Consider the following 17781-nt stretch of genomic DNA (forward strand, 5'->3'; position numbering starts at 1 on the left):
TGAGGAGATAATATGAGTAGGCATTGATGGCTTTCGACACTTAATCGAAGGTTAGTCGATCAAAAATATTGGGTTATTCATCTCCCTCGCTGAGCGCATATTTTATTTCCTCTGAAGAAAAGCCTTTTCGAGAAAGCATGGCATAGGCTTTGCTTCGTTCTTTGAAGTCATTTAGATTGTAAGATTTTTTATTTAGCTGCTCGAGGCAAGACGAAAAAAAATCTATCTCTCCGCTGTTCACGGCTTGTTCGATGAAAGAATCTAGATCAGTAATATCTATTTTTCGCTGCTTTAGTTCTTGGCGAATAACAGTGAGGCCTTTGCCTTTTCTTACATACTTAAGGACTTCCTTTTCAAGATCTGCTTTTTCGGCCTTTATTTCTAAGTTAGAGCGTAAAGTGTCTACCTCAGGATGCTGAGAAATAGCTATTTTCACCTGTTGAAAGGTAAATCCGCGTTTTAGTAATGAATTAACGAGCTTCTCTCGACTCATCGTAAATTCTTGATATTGGTTATTGAGTCGGTCTATCAAAATGGCTAACTCATCTATTCTCAATCGATTTTTTACTATGTCGATAGCACCGATAATTGTATGTTCGTCAATTCCTTTATGTTTCAACTTCTCGACAATGTAGGCCGAACCATATTCACTACTAAAAGAGCGTTCAACAAACTGTTCTGCAAACACAGAGTCAGACTTAAGGTATCCGTAGATTCGAAGGCTTTCTAAAGTCTGATCTATCCAATCCTGATTATCCGTTTTCGCTTTAAGCTTTGTTAGTAGTTCACTTTCGGTCATATCCCTTTGTGTGAGATGCCACATAGCAGAGTTCATCACACTCTCTTGGCGTGTCGCTTTTCTTGGCTTATTGGAGTCAGAGTTCATGTGCGTCTAGCTTATATTTGGATAAAAAAAAGGCCACCCGAAGGTGGCCTTTTCCAATCGATTGGTGGAGCTGGCGGTCTTCACGTTGTGACTTTAAGCGTCTGATTATATTACTCTTTATTGTTACCCTTGTCTTTATAGGGAACAACTTTGGGGAACAAAAAATCTTCCCAGAACAAAAATAAGTCATAGATTCTTCAGGTTGTGATTGATGTCACGATTTTTGTGGCTTATCTCCACTTCCTCATTCCTACATTCAGTTCAAAAAAGAGTGCTGGTGGCTAGGCAATGCGCTTTGTTGGTGCTGATACCAAAAGCAACTCCAATTGGCCCCCCTTTTTGATGTGCTTTAGGTTCAAAGTTTGTACTTTTTAGTTACAGACAGCGAGTGTTGGTAAACTCATTTCTGCCCCATTGTTTGTTGCGAGGCTGGTCTAGGGATCTAAATAAGTGTGTCATTTGCTCTTACTTTTGCTCAATTAATCGAGTTATGAAAAATCATATCCACATCAAGATTTCGAAATATTCGCATTACCAAGTTTTCTACTGTTACGTATAATTCAGTCTAAATTTTGAAATTGACTAGCCCATATGAACGTCCTTAAAACCTTTCTTCTCATTAGCACTCTTACACTTTTTGGTTGTGCCTCAGGATCTTCAATTATTGTTGGAGAGCCTAGAGAAGCAATTTTACCCGAGCAAGTGCGCTTATATACAGACTATCCCGAATTATATGAAATAATTGCTATTGTTAATGCTTCAAGCGATGCTGGAATGACAAAGCAGGATTCTCTTAATTACGCTGTTGAGGAGCTTAAGAACCAAGCAGCAAAAGTAGGAGCAAATGGTGTGCTACTTGAAGCAACTGGCAGCAATAATTCAGTGATACTCGGTGGGCAAGGAACAGACTATCAATACCTTATCCCTGTTTCAGAACAAACAGTGAGTGGCAAAGCACTTTACATACCTTGAATCAACAGTCTCGCTAGAGCACCCTGTAACTAGCAATCATTCTACTGGCGCTAAATGGTCAGAAAAATCCTACTAGATGCTGTAGAGTACCTGCCAGCTAAGCTGCATAAATTCATAATTATGGCCAAATAAGAACTTCAAACAGTTCATTGCAAATTGAGCGCAAGAGCGATAATGAGTTAGTACAATACCTCGTTTTTTTGGAACTAAATGTTATGTATTTCAAGAACACCGCTATAAATCAACACAGGGTAGCTAAATGAGAATAATCATATGTTTTATCAGTATTCTTTTAGTGGGCTGTATGGCTGCCACTAGCGATAAGCTAGAGAGAAAAGATGTCGAAGTTCAAAAAACAAGTTTCGCGTATGATAAACAATGGAACTGCCGAGTATTTTTTGGTGAAGAAACTGTTGTAACGCTAGCTTTCAGAGGTGACGAAGGGTTTGTCACCATGCTGGATCAAGAGTACCTCGGATCGTATCGGTCAGCCGAGTTGGATAGAATTTGGTTTTTTGGTGAAAGTGATGACCCCGATTATTATAGATACGCCATTTATTTAGGTGCAAACGGAACTGCATATCTAGTTGATTATATTGAGTATAATGAAAATGTTGAGCCAAAAGAAATGTTGAAGTGTGTGCGGAATAAGTAACGAAATGAGCTAAAAGTACATATCAGAGCAAGTAACCCTACGCGGCACACACTGATTCTTTTAGTGTAACCTTTTCAATATAAATTAATCCGTATGTGGCTAATTTAGTAAGCTCACTGACACGCTTCTGTCCAATAATGTGTTGGTTCTTCGTGCAGAAGAGTACGTCATAGAACAAATATCTGTCCCAGAAAGACCCCCTTCAATGGATCTGGAGTGACGATGTATTAAGACATTTCAGTGCGTGTGCTAGTTTAAAGCCACAGGAAAACGCAATGGCCTGTGCTGGTGGTTCAAATCCTACTTCGGCTTGGGGACTTTACCTTTTAGACGTGCCGCAGTGAAGAATCTGCTCAAGATTGCGTGCTTTTCTTTTCTTACATTCTCTCCTTCGTGTTCTGTACGACGCCAATAACCAATGATTTGTCGTTTCCCAACTCTATCCAAATGCTCATTCAAATATGGTTCATGAGTAAAAATGTCCTCAAAGATAGCCACCAATCGTTTGACCTGTTTGCGTCGGAATGGGATTCCTCGTTTTAGATAGGGCGTCATAGTGGTGTAGATCTGCTTGAAAGTATTTGGGTTCATGCCTTTTCTCCTGCGTTGTTTAGGAGATGTATGTAATGTGATGACAAATGATTAGGGTGAATGGCTCTTTTTAGGTGACAACTATTCAGCCCTTTTCAAAATCAGAAAGGGGGAGGGGGAAGACTTCTGGGTAATTGGTTCTTAAAGTGAAGAAAGAAGGATGCTGATTTAGCGGTTAAGAAATAAAAGAGAAAGGCTTTCTTAAGAAATATCATTTCATAGCGACTTTCCGGCGCATTTTGATTTGATAGTGTGGTTTTGTACTCGATGTGAGTATCTAATTGCAAATAAGGAGCCAATTATGGCTACATTCAACAACCTCTTCGTCACTCCATTGGTCGATATCGACCTAACTCAAATGGGTGATGCCCCAATTGCTTTAGTGCCTGTGTGCATTAACAATAAAAAACACGTCAATGATGTAACTACATTGATGACTCATTGTGCGTTTGGTACCTCAAAAGTACTGAAGGCATTGGACATTCAAAATTATCGTTTGTCCTTTTCTAATAATGGCTTCATTGAGCACTGGCTACTATTTGCCGTTTGCACAGATGCCAAAAATCGTCAGTTTTGCTTGTTGAAGCTGTTGGATATTGAACGACCATCCCACAGCAAGGCAACGGGCTAACGTTGTGCATTTCTGCTTAATGAGCCTAATAACGAGAAGCGTGTCTTGATACGTTTCTCGTTATATTATTAGCATTAACCTATGTAGGCGTTGGTGATTCCTGGTCGATGATGCCCCAATATTTGGGATAACTGTAAGCGAACTTTTTCATCTTTTATTCTAGCTTCTGAAACAGTAATACCAAGACGTTCTGCGGCAAATACAAGATGTGCTTTACCATGAGAAACTCCAGCAATGACAGGCGGTACTACGCCCATCTTTTCGGTATAGTATTGGCATGCAAAAAACTTGCGTTCTCCATGTGAGAGATAGTTTGAGTTGATACTTTTGACTTCACGCCATGCCTTACTCTGGAATGCTTTGAAAGAAGAATCAACGGGAGTGGCATTGACATGGCCAGTCTGAGCTTGCAGGTTTGCACCGCGTTCAAGTGCAGATACTTGATTGGAGTTTTCGATTTCGATAGTACGATCTTGTCCCCCCTTGGTCCCTCTAGACACAGTGATAAAGCCAGTAGAATGATACTCTTTTAGTGCTTTCTCACAGTCCGTTAGACTAGCTTCCCTAAATCGCAATCCAAATGCTCTCTGGAGTTGACTGATGACAGCGACAGGTTCGCTCGCTTGAGTCACTATCTGGTTGTGTAGTTCTTCAGAGACCGAGCGGTCTATGGTTTCAATCTCATTCTTGGGTGGAAAGTCCATCTCTTTAGTTGCGAGTACAGTGAGTTTACTGTCACCTCTTGCTTGACGTAGGCAAACGTTGATATGGCTGAGGTAATCGCGTGCTGCTCTCGCACTGAATTGACCATTACATTCGTAGCGTTCTCTGAGATATTCGGCATACCCCGTTACTTCTTGCTTAGTTATGGCATTTAGCCTCTTCACATCTGTTTCTTGTTTAAGGAAGAGTGCAAAGTCACGACAAGCCGCTGATCGGGCTTTGTGAGTGTTGTTCTTAACCCCTCCAAGATTTTCCAAACTTGCATTAATAAGAGCCTTATCTATTTGTCGCGCACCTAGTCCGAAGTTTGGAGCGGAAAAATTTCGTTTTGTAGGGGGCAAATGACCACTGTATTTCATTTTCATATTAAACCTTTGTAATTTGACATAGCGTTGAATGCACAGAGGGATTTCACCTCTTACCGATTAATGATTACGCCAATTTGTGACTGCTCTTCTCCATGAGAAGCGCGGGCTTGTTGCATCCTCAGTCACGTTACAAACAGTTCTCTCAGCGTTTGAGAGCAATGGGCTTATTGCGTCCTCTGTCTGGTTCTAGATAGGCTGTTGGCATCAGCGCGGGATATTAACTCCTCTATCTAGTTGCTATGTGTGGTTTGGCTTGATGACAACGACTTGGATTGCGATAGAGACAGAACGCCAAACTGTGAAGTTGCTTCTGTCCGGTGCCAAGCGAGTGCGGTTGTCATCAATGCCGAAATGATCGAAAGTGAGGTTGAGGGTTAGCTACAAACCGTAACTTCCGAAAACTTTTGAGCTTTGTTTTTCGTGAACCCCGAAAAGCAAGGGCTCCGAGCCAGAGTAGAGCTTCGTCTAATTTCTATAGAGAATTAGACGAAGCGAGTGAGAGCATAGGTACTCGTCGTTGTAGCACTCAGTACACACTCTTTCGAGTGTTCTGAGTGCTAGCACTTGTGTCGCTGCGCTCCAAATGGGATGAGCATCCCGCGATGGTTTTTCCTGATATATCTCTCGACTAGTGCCGCTATTGCGGAGTGTTTGAGTGACTTACTGTCTTCGCTAGCTAGTATGCTGAAATTACTTTGCTAAATGAGGAGTCGAAGTTCAAAACTGTCGAGACTAATAGCGTTCCCAGCATGGCAGGGTAGATCCGGCCTGCTGCACCAAAAATGTACTCCAAAAATCCATTAGATCTCTTCTCTGATGAATGTACTCTGCACGGTTATATGCTCTTCGGGAGTCATTCTGTTCAATGTGCCCCAAGCTTTTTTCTATGTGATCATAATTGACACCAAATTCGTTCAGTGTGGTGCTAGCCAGTGATCGAGTACCATGACCATGAAACCTGCCTTGATACCCAATACGCTTGAGAACGGCATTTACTGTTTGTGAACTCATATGTCCATTGCGGTTACGGCCCTGATTTGGAAAAACAAACTCATGTTTATCCCCGATTAAGCTCTTTATGGTAGATAGAATATTTACGGTTTGTTGGCTGAGCATTATCTTATGTTTTAGCTCATTTTTTGATTTAGAGGGAATGGTCCAAATACGCTGTTCTAAATCGATATCAGCCCAACGAGCAGAAGCTGCCTCTATCGGCCGAGTGATAGTGTGAAATTGAAATTCAATCAAACAACGAGTTATTGGAAGAAGATCTGCACTTCCTAGAGTTTGAAAGAATGTACGAAGTTCTCGCCACTTAATCGTAAGAAAAGGTGTACTTTTAGGTGATTTGTAGACACTTTTAAGCGGCGTCAACGCATTCATTTCGATTAAACCACGGCAAGTGGCGTCATTAAAAATACTGACGATAGAACTTGCAATGCGACTAGCCGTTTCTTTATAACCTCGAGCTATCACTTGCTCTAACACATGAGAAACAAGTGCCGGTGTGAATTCATCGATATTAACGCCCCCTAGGGATGGGAAGACGTATTTTTCTAGCCTAACCAGTTCATCCGATTTTGAGCTTTGCAGAATATCTTTATTCTCGATGTAATCTCGAGCAACGTCTTCAAAATTTAGACTTTTATTGGCAATAGCATTACTTATATGGCACGGGATAGTCGAAATGACGTTATTAGTTAATGTTTCACGCAAAGCCCTAGCGTCGCGCAAGCTCAAGTTCGGATATTTTCCCAGAGTTTGTTTACAACGTTTCTTAGTGACTGAGTCGCTGTAAATGAATATAAAAGACTTGGAGTTTTTCCCTCTGATTCGAACGTAAAGTCCCCCACCATCACAGAGGAGAGTATCGTTTCCTTCTGGTTTCGCATTTTTGATTTGAAGATCGCATAAGCTATTTAAAGGTTTTGTCATGCTGTTACACCTTTGAACCTTTAGAGCGTGCATCAACTATCTCTTTCACAAGATCCTTGCGATCTTGTTGAGCTATGACTCCTACGTAGTAGATTTCTAATTCTTGGACGTTGAATCGTTTAGAACGCCCACAGAAAGCGACTGCAGGCACAAAAAGACCTTCACGAATCCAGTTCTCAATCGTTTTTTTTGAAGTGTCAATTTGCTTGCAAAGTGTTTCCATCTTAATAAAAGTTTGAGTGTCTTGGTTCATATTGCAACTACCTATCTGCTTGAACATTGAGCCGATTGAAGCAAGAAAAGAGGGGGAAAAGTGAAAGTAGGGAAGGGAAATCCTTAAACCAGCAAGAGTCGCAAACTCTTATGGGACAGCACTCACAGAAACCTATGTCAGGTACATGCCATCTGTTTATGTGCTCTAGAACTTAGGTTTTATTATTGCTTCAACATGGCAATTGATATGCAGAACAAGTGATTACCACAGGTTTGAGCAAAGGCCCATTGAGAGGTAGTCATGAATGAATCTGAAGCTAAATGTAATGCAATCGAAGATTTCTGTGAACGATATTTAGAGGAAAAACAAACCTATCCTACGGTAAGGGAGATTCAAGCTGGAGTTGAGGGGGTAAACAGCACATCAACATGTCATAAATACTTTAAGGCATGGAGGGAGCAACGAGAGTTCAAGGCTGTTGAGCGCGTGAGAATGATCCCTATCTCTGATACCGTTGCGCAGGCTATTCAGGAGAATATAGATCTCATAGTGTCAGAGCGAGTTGGCATTTATGAGTCAATGAGGCAGGAACATTCAAGACATATTGATAGCCTCACAGCGGATCTGAAAGATGCAGAAGATCGGGCGGTAGCCTTGCAAAAAACTGTAGAGACAGCTTTCGAGGAAAAAGCAGAGCTAGAAATACGTTTGCGCTTGGCAATGGAAAAAGATAACTCGGAGCATGTAAACCTGAAGCAACAGCTTCTAGAACTAAACCAGCAGCTTTCAAAAGAGAGGGACGAATTCTATACGCTCAAAATACATTCGGCAGTCACTGATGTTGAACTGAAAAACCTACGAGAAAAGCAGGCTGAGCAGAAAGATCTGATCCTGCTACAAAAAGATGAGATTGAGCAACTGAAGGCTGAGCTAGGTAAGCGTAAAAATCGAGTCGATGCGTAAAAAAGAAACAAAAGAGTTCACTCAGTAGGGAAGGTGCGCAGTGGTGCACCTTTATTTTGCGCCCGTGTTCGCGAACGGAAACCGATCACTAGGGGTAACAGAAGAGAAGCAAAAATGGAGTGTTTTTTAGCTAAAGAAATACACACTTGATAGTTGCCTTTCATTTATTTGAGTAAATTCACTAGGTGTAAGTAGAGCGTCTAGAACACCATAGGTACCGTCAGAAAGCGTCTTCAAAGATGATATTTAATAGATGACCTCTGAAAAATTTTCTTAGGTCTATAACTATCATCATCAAAGAAACAATAACCATTAGGGCCTTGTTTGATCATCTCTATGTGTTGCAGTCTTTCTCTATGTCCGAGATTTATAGAGCCATTTTTATTTGTTCTCTGCCAGTCTGTACCAGTTAATTTGACAAGAGATTGATCATCTATGCTGTGTCGATCTGACATATGAACTTGAAGAACAGGGACACCTTCAATAATCCTACCCCACTGCCACTGCCACTGCCACTGTATGGGAATGGACTCGGCTCCAAGATACTTGAATTGTTCATTACGCTTCATGATGTAACCTCACTAATTAGATACTAATCTTCACCTCCCACCAAAGCATGCCCGGTACTGATAAAGCAGGAAAAACTAGACAGTGTTCTATGCAATAAGAAGGAAAAGCCATTTGGTTAGATTGTTTTATTACAGGCTCTAAAGCAAACAAGTGACGTTAGCTGCTTTTAGATTAGATAGGACGTAACGAATCATCGTAAAGCAGATATTTTTCGAAAGTGCAACGAACAATAAATCCCCTAAAGAGTTTTTCTCTTTAGGGGATTTAAATGGAATTGTTTAAGCGATGGCAGGTTCTGCTTTATTTACTTCTTGTGTTGTATGTACAGTAACGTCCCCACCTAGCATCGTCGCGTGAACTTTAATGCTCTTCACATCTTGCTTAGCGATTTCTATCGGGTTTTGGTCAAGAATAGCCATATCCGCAAGCTTACCTACTTCAATAGAGCCGATCATGTGCTCTTTTTCCATTAGATAAGCAGCGCCCATAGTTACTGAATGAAGTGCTTGCTCTGCAGTTAGACACTCTTCTTCACCATACACGTTACCAGAGAACACACATTCACGGTTCATTGCACCCCACATCATGAACAATGGGTTTACTTGAGTTACAACATCATCACAGTGAATTGAGAAAGGGACACCTTTCTTAACTGAAGTTTGGAACGGGTTCAGTGTTTTAACACGATCTGGTCCAACAGTTACTGTTGCGTGTACATCACCCCAGAATGGAATATGCGTACCAAACAGGTTATGGACAACACCTAATTTGTTCATACGGTCCATCTGCTCTGGCGTTACCATTTGGTTGTGCTCAAGACAGTGACGAGCGTTTGACTGTGGACACTCAGCTTGCATTTTTTCAATTAGGTCTAGTAGCTCGTCAGTACAACCTTCACCATTACAGTGAAAAGAAATGCTGTAACCCGCTTTATGAGAGTAGAACACATCTTCGTACATTTTCTCTTGTGAGAATGATAGATGGCCACTTTCTTTACCGTTGTAGTACTTTTGACCTTTCTTCAGCAATGCTGTGAAGCCTTGAATGGAGCCATCTGTATTTAGATATTTCGTTTTTGTTGCCCATAGACGGTCATTACTTTGGTCTCTAAACTCAGCAAGTTGCTCCGTTGTGAAGTTTGGTACTAGTGGGTAAGCAGCCAAACGTGCACGGAAAGCTGGCATTTTAGACAAAGCTTGGTATAGAGGGTAAGGGTTAGTTGGAACGCCCATACCACAATCTGAAATCGTTGTTACACCTAAACGGCTAGCGCTGTCTGCGTAACCAATCATTGCTCCTATAGCGTCTTCTGGCGTACCTAAGTCATAAGCACCAGCAGCAATTGCTTTTAGGATGTACGGCATTTCTGCAATTTCACCCGTTAGACGGTCATTTTTACGAAATACAAACGCAGGATCATCACTCAGGCTGTAACCTACTTTATCCATTGCAGCGGTATTTTGAACACTTACGTGACAAGATGCGTGCATAAGTAAGATTGGAGAATCATCACAAAGAGCGTCTAGGAAATCACGATCAATGATAGTGCCGTCGCTCATTAGAAGAGGGTCTAGACCCCATAGATTTAACCATTCTCCTTGTTTCCCCGCAGCGTTGTGTGCATCAACAAAACCTTTGATTTTAGCTTTAAGCGCATCTTTAGTAAGGCTAGCAGTAAGGATTTCACCACCACCTGCTGTACGTTCGATTTGACCAACATAACCAAAACGAGCAGTAAACAGTGCAGCACCAAGTGGGTGCATGTGTGCTTCAATGAAACCAGGTACCACTGTCTTCGATGCAAATTGTGTATCTAGTCTGTATTCAATATTTTCATTGGATAGGTAGGTTTCTGCTTGTTCTTGCGTGCCAACAAAAGATATCTTTCCATGTTGAACGACGATGGCTGTCGCACTAGGCTGGTCTTCATTTACTGTGATGAATCTGCCGGTGTAAAGGACCGTTTCTTGACTATATTTTAAACCTGTTTTTAGCGTGTTGTTGTTCATAGTTGTGACTTCGCTTTATATGGTAAGGAATGAAATTAGGAAAACCTAATAGCGCTACCTTCTCGAATTTCGCCCGCAAATACTAACAACAAAAAGTAGCAAAAAATGATAGTTAAAAATTGAAGTGAAAAGTGAACATTCAAAGGATATAAAAAATCATTAATCATTAACTATCAATTAATTACAGACCATGAAAATCCTTTGGTCGAGAACTAACGCCACTAATATTATTTTTTACCGAACAAAAAAGTGCTCAACGTTGTAGCTAGATTGTTCTGATTCATCAATTAATAAATGAATTCATTCTTCACGTAATGTCACCAATTTTCTGAACAACATTGATAAACATAATAGGCAGGCCAAAGTGGCTAGAATTCTTATAATACCAATTACATTAATTATTTTATCAATGTAACCCAGTCTCTAAAGCAGAGTTATATCACTCTGTTTTTATCTTCGAAAAATCGATTCCATTCTGACGAAGCCAACTCCAGACTTGTTCTATCGGATTTAGCTCAGGTGAATAAGGTGGGATGTGAATAACGGTTAGGTTTTTAAAGTGTTCCTCTCGAACCCACACCTTCAAATCGACACGAACCATCTTGAACGAGCTCTGCGAGTGATCCCAATGGGAAGAAAGAACTTCTTATTCTGTTGGACTGAGTTGGGTGCGGAGCAGTTAGGTGTGCTTCAAAGCTTAATGGTGACCTGTCGACTTCATGATATCAACCCTTACGCCTACCTTGTTGATGTGCTACAACGTGTTTCGATACATCCAGCCACTTCAATGGAAAAAGAAGTTCGCTGGTAATTTTTTAACGTCTGATGTCGCTGAAATGGGGTGATCCGGCCTCAAAATGTTAGCTCACCGCGAACGAACATGTTTGTTCATCAGAGAGTGTTCGTTCTTAACGAATACTCTTTCATTTTAGGAAACCTTTTGTCCCAAATCGTACTGGGTTAATTAATATCAAGAAGGTAGGGTTGAGTGTAGTGACCCAGATGATGATTATGAAGGTTGGGATGAGTGGCCTTAGTGCTATCCTAGCCAATAAAGTCGTCTAATTTCACGTTCAAACTGTGATTTCTGGAAGTGCTAGTGCTGTACTCAATGGCAGCTAGAGGTACGGGTTTTTAGCATCAACGATATGTAGACTCCACCAATTCATCATCTCTCTTCGGCGTTCCAGGTATGTGGCTCGGTTGTATGCTGCTCGAGTCTGGTTTGAGTCAACATGTGCCAGAGCTGATTCTATAAGGTTAAAGTCAAACCCCTCTTCGTTAAGAGCCGTAGAAGCTATTGACCTGAAACCATGACTTACTAGCTTTCCTTGGTAACCCATACGCTTTAAGGCTGCATTGACGGTTTGGCTATTCAAAGGTTTGAAATTGTCGATAGGTGAGGGGAAAACATAGGGACTCCCCCGCCTAATAGTTTTCGTAAAGCGCAACAACTCTACGCAGTATTCACTGAGTGGGACAATATGTTCGCGTCTTCGCTTCATTCTATTCGCTGGTATGGTCCATGTCTTCTGTTCTAGGTCTACCTCTTCCCAGAGAGCGTTTGAGGCTTCACTAGGTCGAGACATAGTGTGCAGTTGAAACTCAATCAAGCATCTTGTGACTCTATTTAGATATGCTCGGGATATTGTTTGAAGTAGTTCTGGTAGCTCGGATGGGGGGATAGATTTCATGTTCTGGGCTTTGGGTTTCTTGAATGCGACATGAACCTTTGAGATCGGGTTTGAGAAGGTTTTTCCTGTATTCACTGCGAAATCGATTACCTCATTGAGTCTTTGGCATAATCTTTTTACCGTTTCTAGATTCCCTTTCGATTCAACAACTCTTAGAACTTTGATGACTTTAGGGGCGGTAATCTTAGAAATTGGAACTGTACCAAGAGAAGGGAATACGTGCAGCTCGAGAGAACGCAATATATCTTGGGCATAGTCTTTAGTAACACTGTGCTTTTTTACCTCAAGCCATTCCTCTGCCACGTTGGCTAGCAGATTGTTCTCTTCATTGAGCTCTTCCTCTTTTTGCTGTGCTAGGTGGCTTTTTGGATCTATCTTCCGATCCAGTAAGTATCTGTACTCAAGCACTGTCTTCCGAGCTTGCTTTAATGAACAGTGAGGAAACTTACCTACCTGAAGCTTGGTTCTTTTTTTTGTAAGTGGGTGGGAGTACTGAAAATAGAAAACTTTAGAACCGTTCGGGCGAACCCTCAATGTTAAACCATTGCCGTCTGTGAGCAGTTTCTCTTTGTTTTTACAAACAAGGCCAGCGATCTGTGTGTGGCTGAGTTTGGTAGCGGGTTTCGGCATGTTTTATGTCCCCAAAGTTTCATGTTTGTTCCCCAAAGGTAGTTTTTGGGGAACAAAAAGTCTAAGTCACAGTGAGGTCTCTTGGCGCTTAGTGGGGTTCTAAGTTATTGATTTTCTTATCTGCAGGCAATAAAAAAGCACCCGTCTGGGTGCCTTTCTATACGATTTGGTGGAGCTGGAAAAAATGGAAACCAGTATCACCGTACTATTGTTAAAAGCCTTACTCTACTTAAGTTTAGAGAAGAACTGCCTACACAAACTGTATCATTAATTTCGTGACACCAGTTCGTTTCTGCATATAGCTTAGATCAAAAATACGGCCTACTGAAAGGCCGCGTCTCAATTTTGACTGTAATTAAAAGTTTGGACGCCAGTTCAAGTCCCGCTTTAACACCAGATTTAAAGCCTTGAGCCTTGTTGGGTTGTAGTGTTTACAGCAACCCAACAAGGTTACTCGTAACTTATATGTAAACCTTCGTTGCTTTCAACGTTTATGTAAACCTTCGTTGCTTTCAACGTTTATGTAAACCTTTGTTGCTTTCAACGTTTATGTAAACCTTTGTTGCTTTCAACGTTTATGTAAACCTTCGTTGCTTTCAACGTTTATGTAAACCTTCGTTGCTTGCAACGTTTATGTAAACCTTTGTTGCTTCAAAACAGTAAAGACACGCAGGTGTATTAAGTAAGATCTCCACATAAAAATTAATTGTAGTGAATACTAACTTAATAAGTAGTTACTACGATAAGGCTATGTTTTTAAAAGAAAAAATCTATTGATGCATTGGTTTTTTTTGCATAATCTAAGTGTTTCTTGGGAACAAATAGGAGTGGATATGATAATCTGGAGTGAGCTTCAAAAAAGTGAGAAACAGGCTATTCGAACTGCTGTAGCTACGTTAATGCGTACTGGTGTGTTTACGGCCTCACAAGTAACCGATTTTATAGATGTAACTGAAAAGACTTTGAAAGGTTGGGAAACCAATAGCCAGATCAAAACGTGCCAAGATTTAGAATATGAAAAACAGTTGCTGTCAGAGAGTCTTGAGAGGAAAAAAAAGGAGCATAAGCAATTAACTGATGCTCTGATACGAAAATTGATGGAAGCAGGCACGTTAGAATAACTTATTGAGTTGTTTGACTTTGTACCATTCAGAACTACGCGTTTCAGGTATTAATCAGGAATTTCTGAGTCATCTCCAGTTGTTGAAGCGCGCAGTCTAGCTATAGCATCCAGTATTCCTCGATCGAAAGAATTCCTGATTCTGAGTAGTGCTGTTTGGGTTAGTATTTACTGTCATGTTGGTGGGAGCGCAGTACGGTTAAAGCTACGCACTAGGTTTTACCATACCAATATGTCCCTAATGATATGGTTGCCTGTTTATCATTTCTGCTAAAGAAGCCCTGAAGAAATGATAAGTGTTCAATTCTACTGGCTCATTCATTTGAAAGCTCTGGTTGGAATAAAGCTAGATGGTCTTCGTTATTCTTCTGTTCTGTAGATATATGCAGGCTTCCAACCTGCTAAAGGTTCAAAGATACTGTAGATCTTCTTCATTTGCCCAATAATGGCCTCTTTTGAGTTTGCATTTAGGCTTAGTTGGATAGCATTTTTTAAAGAGTGTTTGTGCTCCTCAAAGAAAAGAACATTCCGGCAAAGTAGCTTGTGATAGTACTCGTAAGTCGGTGGCGCATCGAACTTTCCATTTTCCCCTCTGTTGCACTTCTTACATGAGATAACTAAATTCCAGACACCATTAGGGTTGGGATGATTTTGGCCAATTTTATTCATAATGGAGAATGGGAAAAAGTGGTCTACGTCTGCAAAATCGTCACTGTGATTTAAGACAAATTTACTGATCTTTCTGTTGCAGTAAAAGCAGCGCCCATTTTGATATGGAAGCAGAGTATCTACTGCTGATCTTAGCCCTATGCGTTTGTTACCAAATTCTGAATAGAAGAGCCCATCCTCTTTGTTGAATGTAAGCATGTTTGGAGCGATTCCTGCTCTCCACGCCTCTTCGACGACACTCCATCTTGCCTGGTTTTCAGTACGGATGATGTTCTTTGCTATGTCGTCTTCAAGAATTTCGGCTAGTTTGTCGGTAATGGTGATTTTTTTGTACTTTGCTTGATCTTCGAATAGCCTGTGTGAGTGAGCCAGAGTACCAGAGCCTACATTTTGATACGCTCCGAATACGTGATTAAAAATGGTTTTTCTTGCATTCTGATTTAATTTGGCCCACTCAAGTTCACTTTGATCGGATGCTAAGTATTCATCGATTTTGAGTGTTAGTTTATTTTGTCCCCCCTGAAATTGGTGGGGATTATCGGTGTAGTGACGCACTAATTCTCGTAGAAAATCCTCTTGGAGGTCCTCATATCGGATTTCAGTGGATGAGCTGGTTTGCTTTAGTAGAGCATGGCAAAGTGCAAATTTGTATGTAGCCGTATTTTTGCCAAATAGAGTTAGAGTTCGGAAAGTATTTACCGTAGTGTTATCTTTGTCTATGAAGCTTCTGATTTCTTGTTTCTTAATAGTGTGTGCAGTCAAATTTAGCTTTCTCTGAGGTTATTATTGAGTACTTTACCTGTAGTTACTCTAGCTGTGAGTCATACTATGTCGATTATTCCTTTATATAGCGATAGTACGTAGCCCTTCCAATTTTCAACTCTTTAGCTATCTCTGTGGCGCTCTTACCTTGTCTTTTCATTTCGTGAATGAGCTCAATATTGACGGTTTTCTTAGGTCGGCCAAGTGTTTTTCCTTTAGACCTTGCGACCTCTATTCCTTCACGTTGGCGCTCTCGAATTAGCTCTCGCTCCATTTGTGCAATGCTGGCTAATATGCCTAGAACGCCTTTTTGTGCCGCGGTCATCACTCCATTAAACTTCAAGCCTTCCTTGATAAACTCGATTGATACTCCCTTTTCAGACAACCTTTCTACGATAGCTACAGCGTCTCCCGCTCCGGATCTACATACCCTATCTAAAGAGTGAATTGTTAGCGAGTCACCTTCACGCAGATAATTTAAACATTCATCCCACACTGGCCTGCTGATAGTTTTAGCACTGCAATGCTCTTCAAATACTTTATCGAAAGTCATTCCATCTAACTGTCTATCTGTTTTTTGGTCACTACTTGAAACTCGTTTGTATGCAATATTAGCCATGTATTCGTCTCTTAGTATCAAAACCTCTTAGAGTTTATGAGAATATGTATCATAAGTACAGTATTCGTGGTTTTGAGACAGGCTTTTGGGGCGTCTCAAAAAGTATACTTTTGAGAGTCAGCTCAAACTTATGACAAAAGGAAAAATTCCGTTGTGGGCTGCTTGCTTGAATATTCTCCTGTGGAAAGTGGAGATGAGCGGTAAGAAGAAGCTCTACTTGAACATTGCTTTATAGTGTTACAAATGATCTCTATAGTCTACTTTGTGCATATAAATTCAGCTATGTTAATTTTAAATTCACTTTCACTGATTGCGATTAGATGTGAGAGGAGTTGGTCAAGCTATCCGGTTGAGGTAATGTTTTTTCAGAGGCACTATTTGAAGGACATAAAAATTGAGAACGATAACTAGCTTTGACAAGCTTGGGACAATGTCACTAGCTGTCCTCGGGGGACGTGTAAAACAGGTTATGAAAAACACGTCTAGATCTAGTCTTGATAAGGCTTTGGCTATGATGAGTGTCAATGGTTCGTATCTGAGAACTATTACTAAGAATACTCCTAATATTACTAATCGATTGAGAGTAGGAAGAAAGGTTAAAGCCGAACATAAATTTCGTTTCGGTGACACCTCTTATTCTACAGATGATCATCTAACTTGTGCCTACATTTTGATGTCATTGATCGCTCAAGAGGTATGCAAGAAAATTCACTTTGTCACTATTAGTTTGAATGATGAAGAAACCATCAAGCTGTGGGAGGTAGCAGAGAAGACTTATGGCCCAACAGTCTCTACTACAGTGGCTCGTTGGTTTAGATATTATCCTGCTATCGAAAATGCAATTGTGGTGGTAGAGCGCTCTCATAACTCTAACGTTATAACATCGAATGGAATCAGGCCGAGGCTTCATTTGCACATTCTTTGTTTGTTATCTGAATCAGATGCGGAACAGCTGCAAAGGGATTTACTGTTAGATAAGCGCAAAAGGATACAAATCAAAGATGAGTGGGTTTCAAAATACAGATACAGTGACCTAGATGCTATCGAGGAGGAGTTGCTAGGTCCAATGCCTTTTGATGAGCCACAAGGTTCTGATGAATGGGCTAGTAGATATAAAAAGTATATCAATGGGACTTTGATGGTTTGTACGAGACATCCGATATGCCTGAGAGCGGTGGATTATTTAACGAAGGAACTAAACAAGCCGATTGGAAGAGGCCCAAACTATTCTCTCATTGGCTTGAATGGGGTCGGGGATCTGCGCAGAGAGTTAGCTAAGCTGTGTAGGATCTTAATAAAGTCGGAAGTCTTAGGTTAACTATAAGATTGTCATGGGGGTAGGTAGAGAGTTTGTTGTCGGCCACGTTAGCCTTATACAGCCAGGTTTTAGTCATTAGTAACCGTAACAGAGGGCAATAAAAGTTGGACGGTAAACACCTTATTTGGAAGAGATTTTGTAAAGAGCAATGCATACACGGTGTCTCAGTTCCTTTGTTTGATACTAGAGGAGATGTAGTTAATACCGAAAAAATAGGAATTAAGGAGAATTAACGTCCTGTACTAAACGCCATCCGGAAATGGAACGGGTGGTGATAGAACAGGCTACTTTGACTATTACATAGAAGTTTGACGCAACTATCCCACCGTATTAAATGTCCTATATGCCATGTTTTATTCTGTTTAAATCAACCTAATATATGAAGCTTGATTCTTTATCAAAAGCTCATCCACCATGAAGGCGCCTTCGCCGTCCTATGCTCTCTCCAAGCA

The 17781-nt window shown here is 40.8% G+C and carries 16 protein-coding genes and 2 pseudogenes; 7 read left to right on the top strand and 11 right to left on the bottom strand.

All coding sequences use genetic code 11. The annotated features are described in order from the left end of the window. Positions 1–73 precede the first annotated feature (73 nt). Positions 74–886, bottom strand: a complete 813-nt coding sequence (locus OCU48_RS02950) for a RecX family transcriptional regulator (protein ID WP_141343637.1) — start codon at positions 884–886, stop codon at positions 74–76. Between the two features lie 591 nt (positions 887–1477). Here OCU48_RS02950 and OCU48_RS02955 point away from each other — a divergent pair. Both OCU48_RS02955 and OCU48_RS02960 read left to right on the top strand, forming a co-directional pair. Continuing rightward, positions 1478–1858 (top strand): hypothetical protein, encoded by a 381-nt coding sequence (locus OCU48_RS02955; RefSeq protein ID WP_141343638.1) that lies wholly within the window; start codon positions 1478–1480, stop codon positions 1856–1858. Between the two features lie 259 nt (positions 1859–2117). Continuing rightward, positions 2118–2513 carry a hypothetical protein gene (locus OCU48_RS02960; RefSeq protein ID WP_337983900.1) on the top strand — a complete coding sequence of 132 codons (396 nt, stop codon included), beginning with the start codon at positions 2118–2120 and terminating at the stop codon, positions 2511–2513. Between the two features lie 300 nt (positions 2514–2813). Here the strand turns inward: OCU48_RS02960 and OCU48_RS02965 are convergent, their stop codons facing one another. After that, positions 2814–3104 (bottom strand): hypothetical protein, encoded by a 291-nt coding sequence (locus OCU48_RS02965; RefSeq protein WP_141343640.1) that lies wholly within the window; start codon positions 3102–3104, stop codon positions 2814–2816. A gap of 301 nt (positions 3105–3405) precedes the next feature. Here OCU48_RS02965 and OCU48_RS02970 point away from each other — a divergent pair, with 301 nt between their 5' ends. Beyond that, the gene (locus tag OCU48_RS02970) at positions 3406–3735 is read left to right on the top strand and encodes a hypothetical protein (protein ID WP_141343641.1); all 330 of its coding nucleotides are present in this window, start codon (positions 3406–3408) and stop codon (positions 3733–3735) included. 74 nt (positions 3736–3809) lie between these two features. On the opposite strand, the gene OCU48_RS02975 is transcribed toward OCU48_RS02970, so the two are convergent. From OCU48_RS02975 to OCU48_RS02985, 3 genes are all read right to left on the bottom strand, one after another. Further along, on the bottom strand, positions 3810–4823 hold the full coding sequence (locus OCU48_RS02975; protein ID WP_141343642.1) for an integrase domain-containing protein: 1014 nt from the start codon (positions 4821–4823) through the stop codon (positions 3810–3812). A 735-nt stretch (positions 4824–5558) separates the two neighbouring features. Next, positions 5559–6761: a tyrosine-type recombinase/integrase gene (locus tag OCU48_RS02980; protein ID WP_167496134.1), complete on the bottom strand. Its 1203-nt coding sequence runs from the start codon at positions 6759–6761 to the stop codon at positions 5559–5561. Between the two features lie 4 nt (positions 6762–6765). After that, on the bottom strand, positions 6766–7014 hold the full coding sequence (locus OCU48_RS02985) for a helix-turn-helix transcriptional regulator (RefSeq protein ID WP_141343644.1): 249 nt from the start codon (positions 7012–7014) through the stop codon (positions 6766–6768). A 261-nt stretch (positions 7015–7275) separates the two neighbouring features. On the opposite strand from OCU48_RS02985, the gene OCU48_RS02990 reads away from it, so the two are divergent. Continuing rightward, entirely contained in the window at positions 7276–7938 is a 663-nt protein-coding gene (locus OCU48_RS02990; RefSeq protein WP_141343645.1) for a DNA-binding protein, read from the top strand. A 233-nt stretch (positions 7939–8171) separates the two neighbouring features. On the opposite strand, the gene OCU48_RS02995 is transcribed toward OCU48_RS02990, so the two are convergent. The 3 genes and pseudogenes from OCU48_RS02995 to OCU48_RS03005 all read right to left on the bottom strand — a co-directional run. Continuing rightward, on the bottom strand, positions 8172–8507 hold the full coding sequence (locus OCU48_RS02995; protein ID WP_141343646.1) for a hypothetical protein: 336 nt from the start codon (positions 8505–8507) through the stop codon (positions 8172–8174). Positions 8508–8786: 279 nt separating this feature from the next. Then, positions 8787–10517, bottom strand: a complete 1731-nt coding sequence (locus tag OCU48_RS03000; RefSeq protein WP_141343647.1) for an amidohydrolase — start codon at positions 10515–10517, stop codon at positions 8787–8789. 472 nt (positions 10518–10989) lie between these two features. Continuing rightward, a pseudogene (locus OCU48_RS03005) lies at positions 10990–11082 on the bottom strand (transposase); the annotation flags it as partial. Between OCU48_RS03005 and OCU48_RS03010 the strand changes: the two are divergent. Next, positions 11074–11307 (top strand): annotated as a pseudogene (locus tag OCU48_RS03010) (IS66 family transposase); the annotation flags it as partial. The pseudogenes OCU48_RS03005 and OCU48_RS03010 overlap by 9 nt on opposite strands. A gap of 328 nt (positions 11308–11635) precedes the next feature. Here the strand turns inward: OCU48_RS03010 and OCU48_RS03015 are convergent. Further along, on the bottom strand, positions 11636–12841 hold the full coding sequence (locus OCU48_RS03015; RefSeq protein WP_141343649.1) for an integrase domain-containing protein: 1206 nt from the start codon (positions 12839–12841) through the stop codon (positions 11636–11638). A gap of 833 nt (positions 12842–13674) precedes the next feature. Here OCU48_RS03015 and OCU48_RS03020 point away from each other — a divergent pair. Next, positions 13675–13962, top strand: coding sequence for a hypothetical protein (locus tag OCU48_RS03020; RefSeq protein ID WP_141343650.1), 288 nt, complete (start codon positions 13675–13677; stop codon positions 13960–13962). A gap of 359 nt (positions 13963–14321) precedes the next feature. Here OCU48_RS03020 and OCU48_RS03025 read toward each other — a convergent pair whose 3' ends face one another. Beyond that, a complete protein-coding gene (locus OCU48_RS03025) occupies positions 14322–15392 on the bottom strand; it encodes an HNH endonuclease family protein (RefSeq protein ID WP_141343651.1) in 1071 nt (356 codons plus the stop codon). Positions 15393–15465: 73 nt separating this feature from the next. Beyond that, the gene (locus OCU48_RS03030) at positions 15466–16011 is read right to left on the bottom strand and encodes a recombinase family protein (protein ID WP_141343652.1); all 546 of its coding nucleotides are present in this window, start codon (positions 16009–16011) and stop codon (positions 15466–15468) included. A gap of 469 nt (positions 16012–16480) precedes the next feature. Between OCU48_RS03030 and OCU48_RS03035 the strand changes: the two genes are divergently transcribed. Next, the gene (locus OCU48_RS03035) at positions 16481–17329 is read left to right on the top strand and encodes a hypothetical protein (protein WP_141343653.1); all 849 of its coding nucleotides are present in this window, start codon (positions 16481–16483) and stop codon (positions 17327–17329) included. Positions 17330–17781: the final 452 nt, after the last annotated feature.

Source organism: Vibrio inusitatus, assembly GCA_024346935.1.
Lineage (GTDB): Bacteria > Pseudomonadota > Gammaproteobacteria > Enterobacterales > Vibrionaceae > Vibrio > Vibrio inusitatus.

What these genes read in the sequence shown, in the direction of transcription:
- OCU48_RS02965 (WP_141343640.1), bottom strand. Translation starts at nt 3,104, where the DNA reads ATGAACCCAAATACTTTCAAGCAGATCTACACCACTATGACGCCCTAT.
- OCU48_RS03015 (WP_141343649.1), bottom strand. Translation starts at nt 12,841, where the DNA reads ATGCCGAAACCCGCTACCAAACTCAGCCACACACAGATCGCTGGCCTT.
- OCU48_RS02960 (WP_337983900.1), top strand. Translation starts at nt 2,118, where the DNA reads ATGAGAATAATCATATGTTTTATCAGTATTCTTTTAGTGGGCTGTATG.
- OCU48_RS02955 (WP_141343638.1), top strand. Translation starts at nt 1,478, where the DNA reads ATGAACGTCCTTAAAACCTTTCTTCTCATTAGCACTCTTACACTTTTT.
- OCU48_RS02980 (WP_167496134.1), bottom strand. Translation starts at nt 6,761, where the DNA reads ATGACAAAACCTTTAAATAGCTTATGCGATCTTCAAATCAAAAATGCG.
- OCU48_RS02975 (WP_141343642.1), bottom strand. Translation starts at nt 4,823, where the DNA reads ATGAAAATGAAATACAGTGGTCATTTGCCCCCTACAAAACGAAATTTT.
- OCU48_RS02970 (WP_141343641.1), top strand. Translation starts at nt 3,406, where the DNA reads ATGGCTACATTCAACAACCTCTTCGTCACTCCATTGGTCGATATCGAC.
- OCU48_RS02950 (WP_141343637.1), bottom strand. Translation starts at nt 886, where the DNA reads ATGAACTCTGACTCCAATAAGCCAAGAAAAGCGACACGCCAAGAGAGT.
- OCU48_RS03035 (WP_141343653.1), top strand. Translation starts at nt 16,481, where the DNA reads ATGAAAAACACGTCTAGATCTAGTCTTGATAAGGCTTTGGCTATGATG.
- OCU48_RS02995 (WP_141343646.1), bottom strand. Translation starts at nt 8,507, where the DNA reads ATGAAGCGTAATGAACAATTCAAGTATCTTGGAGCCGAGTCCATTCCC.
- OCU48_RS03030 (WP_141343652.1), bottom strand. Translation starts at nt 16,011, where the DNA reads ATGGCTAATATTGCATACAAACGAGTTTCAAGTAGTGACCAAAAAACA.
- OCU48_RS03020 (WP_141343650.1), top strand. Translation starts at nt 13,675, where the DNA reads ATGATAATCTGGAGTGAGCTTCAAAAAAGTGAGAAACAGGCTATTCGA.
- OCU48_RS03000 (WP_141343647.1), bottom strand. Translation starts at nt 10,517, where the DNA reads ATGAACAACAACACGCTAAAAACAGGTTTAAAATATAGTCAAGAAACG.
- OCU48_RS02990 (WP_141343645.1), top strand. Translation starts at nt 7,276, where the DNA reads ATGAATGAATCTGAAGCTAAATGTAATGCAATCGAAGATTTCTGTGAA.
- OCU48_RS02985 (WP_141343644.1), bottom strand. Translation starts at nt 7,014, where the DNA reads ATGAACCAAGACACTCAAACTTTTATTAAGATGGAAACACTTTGCAAG.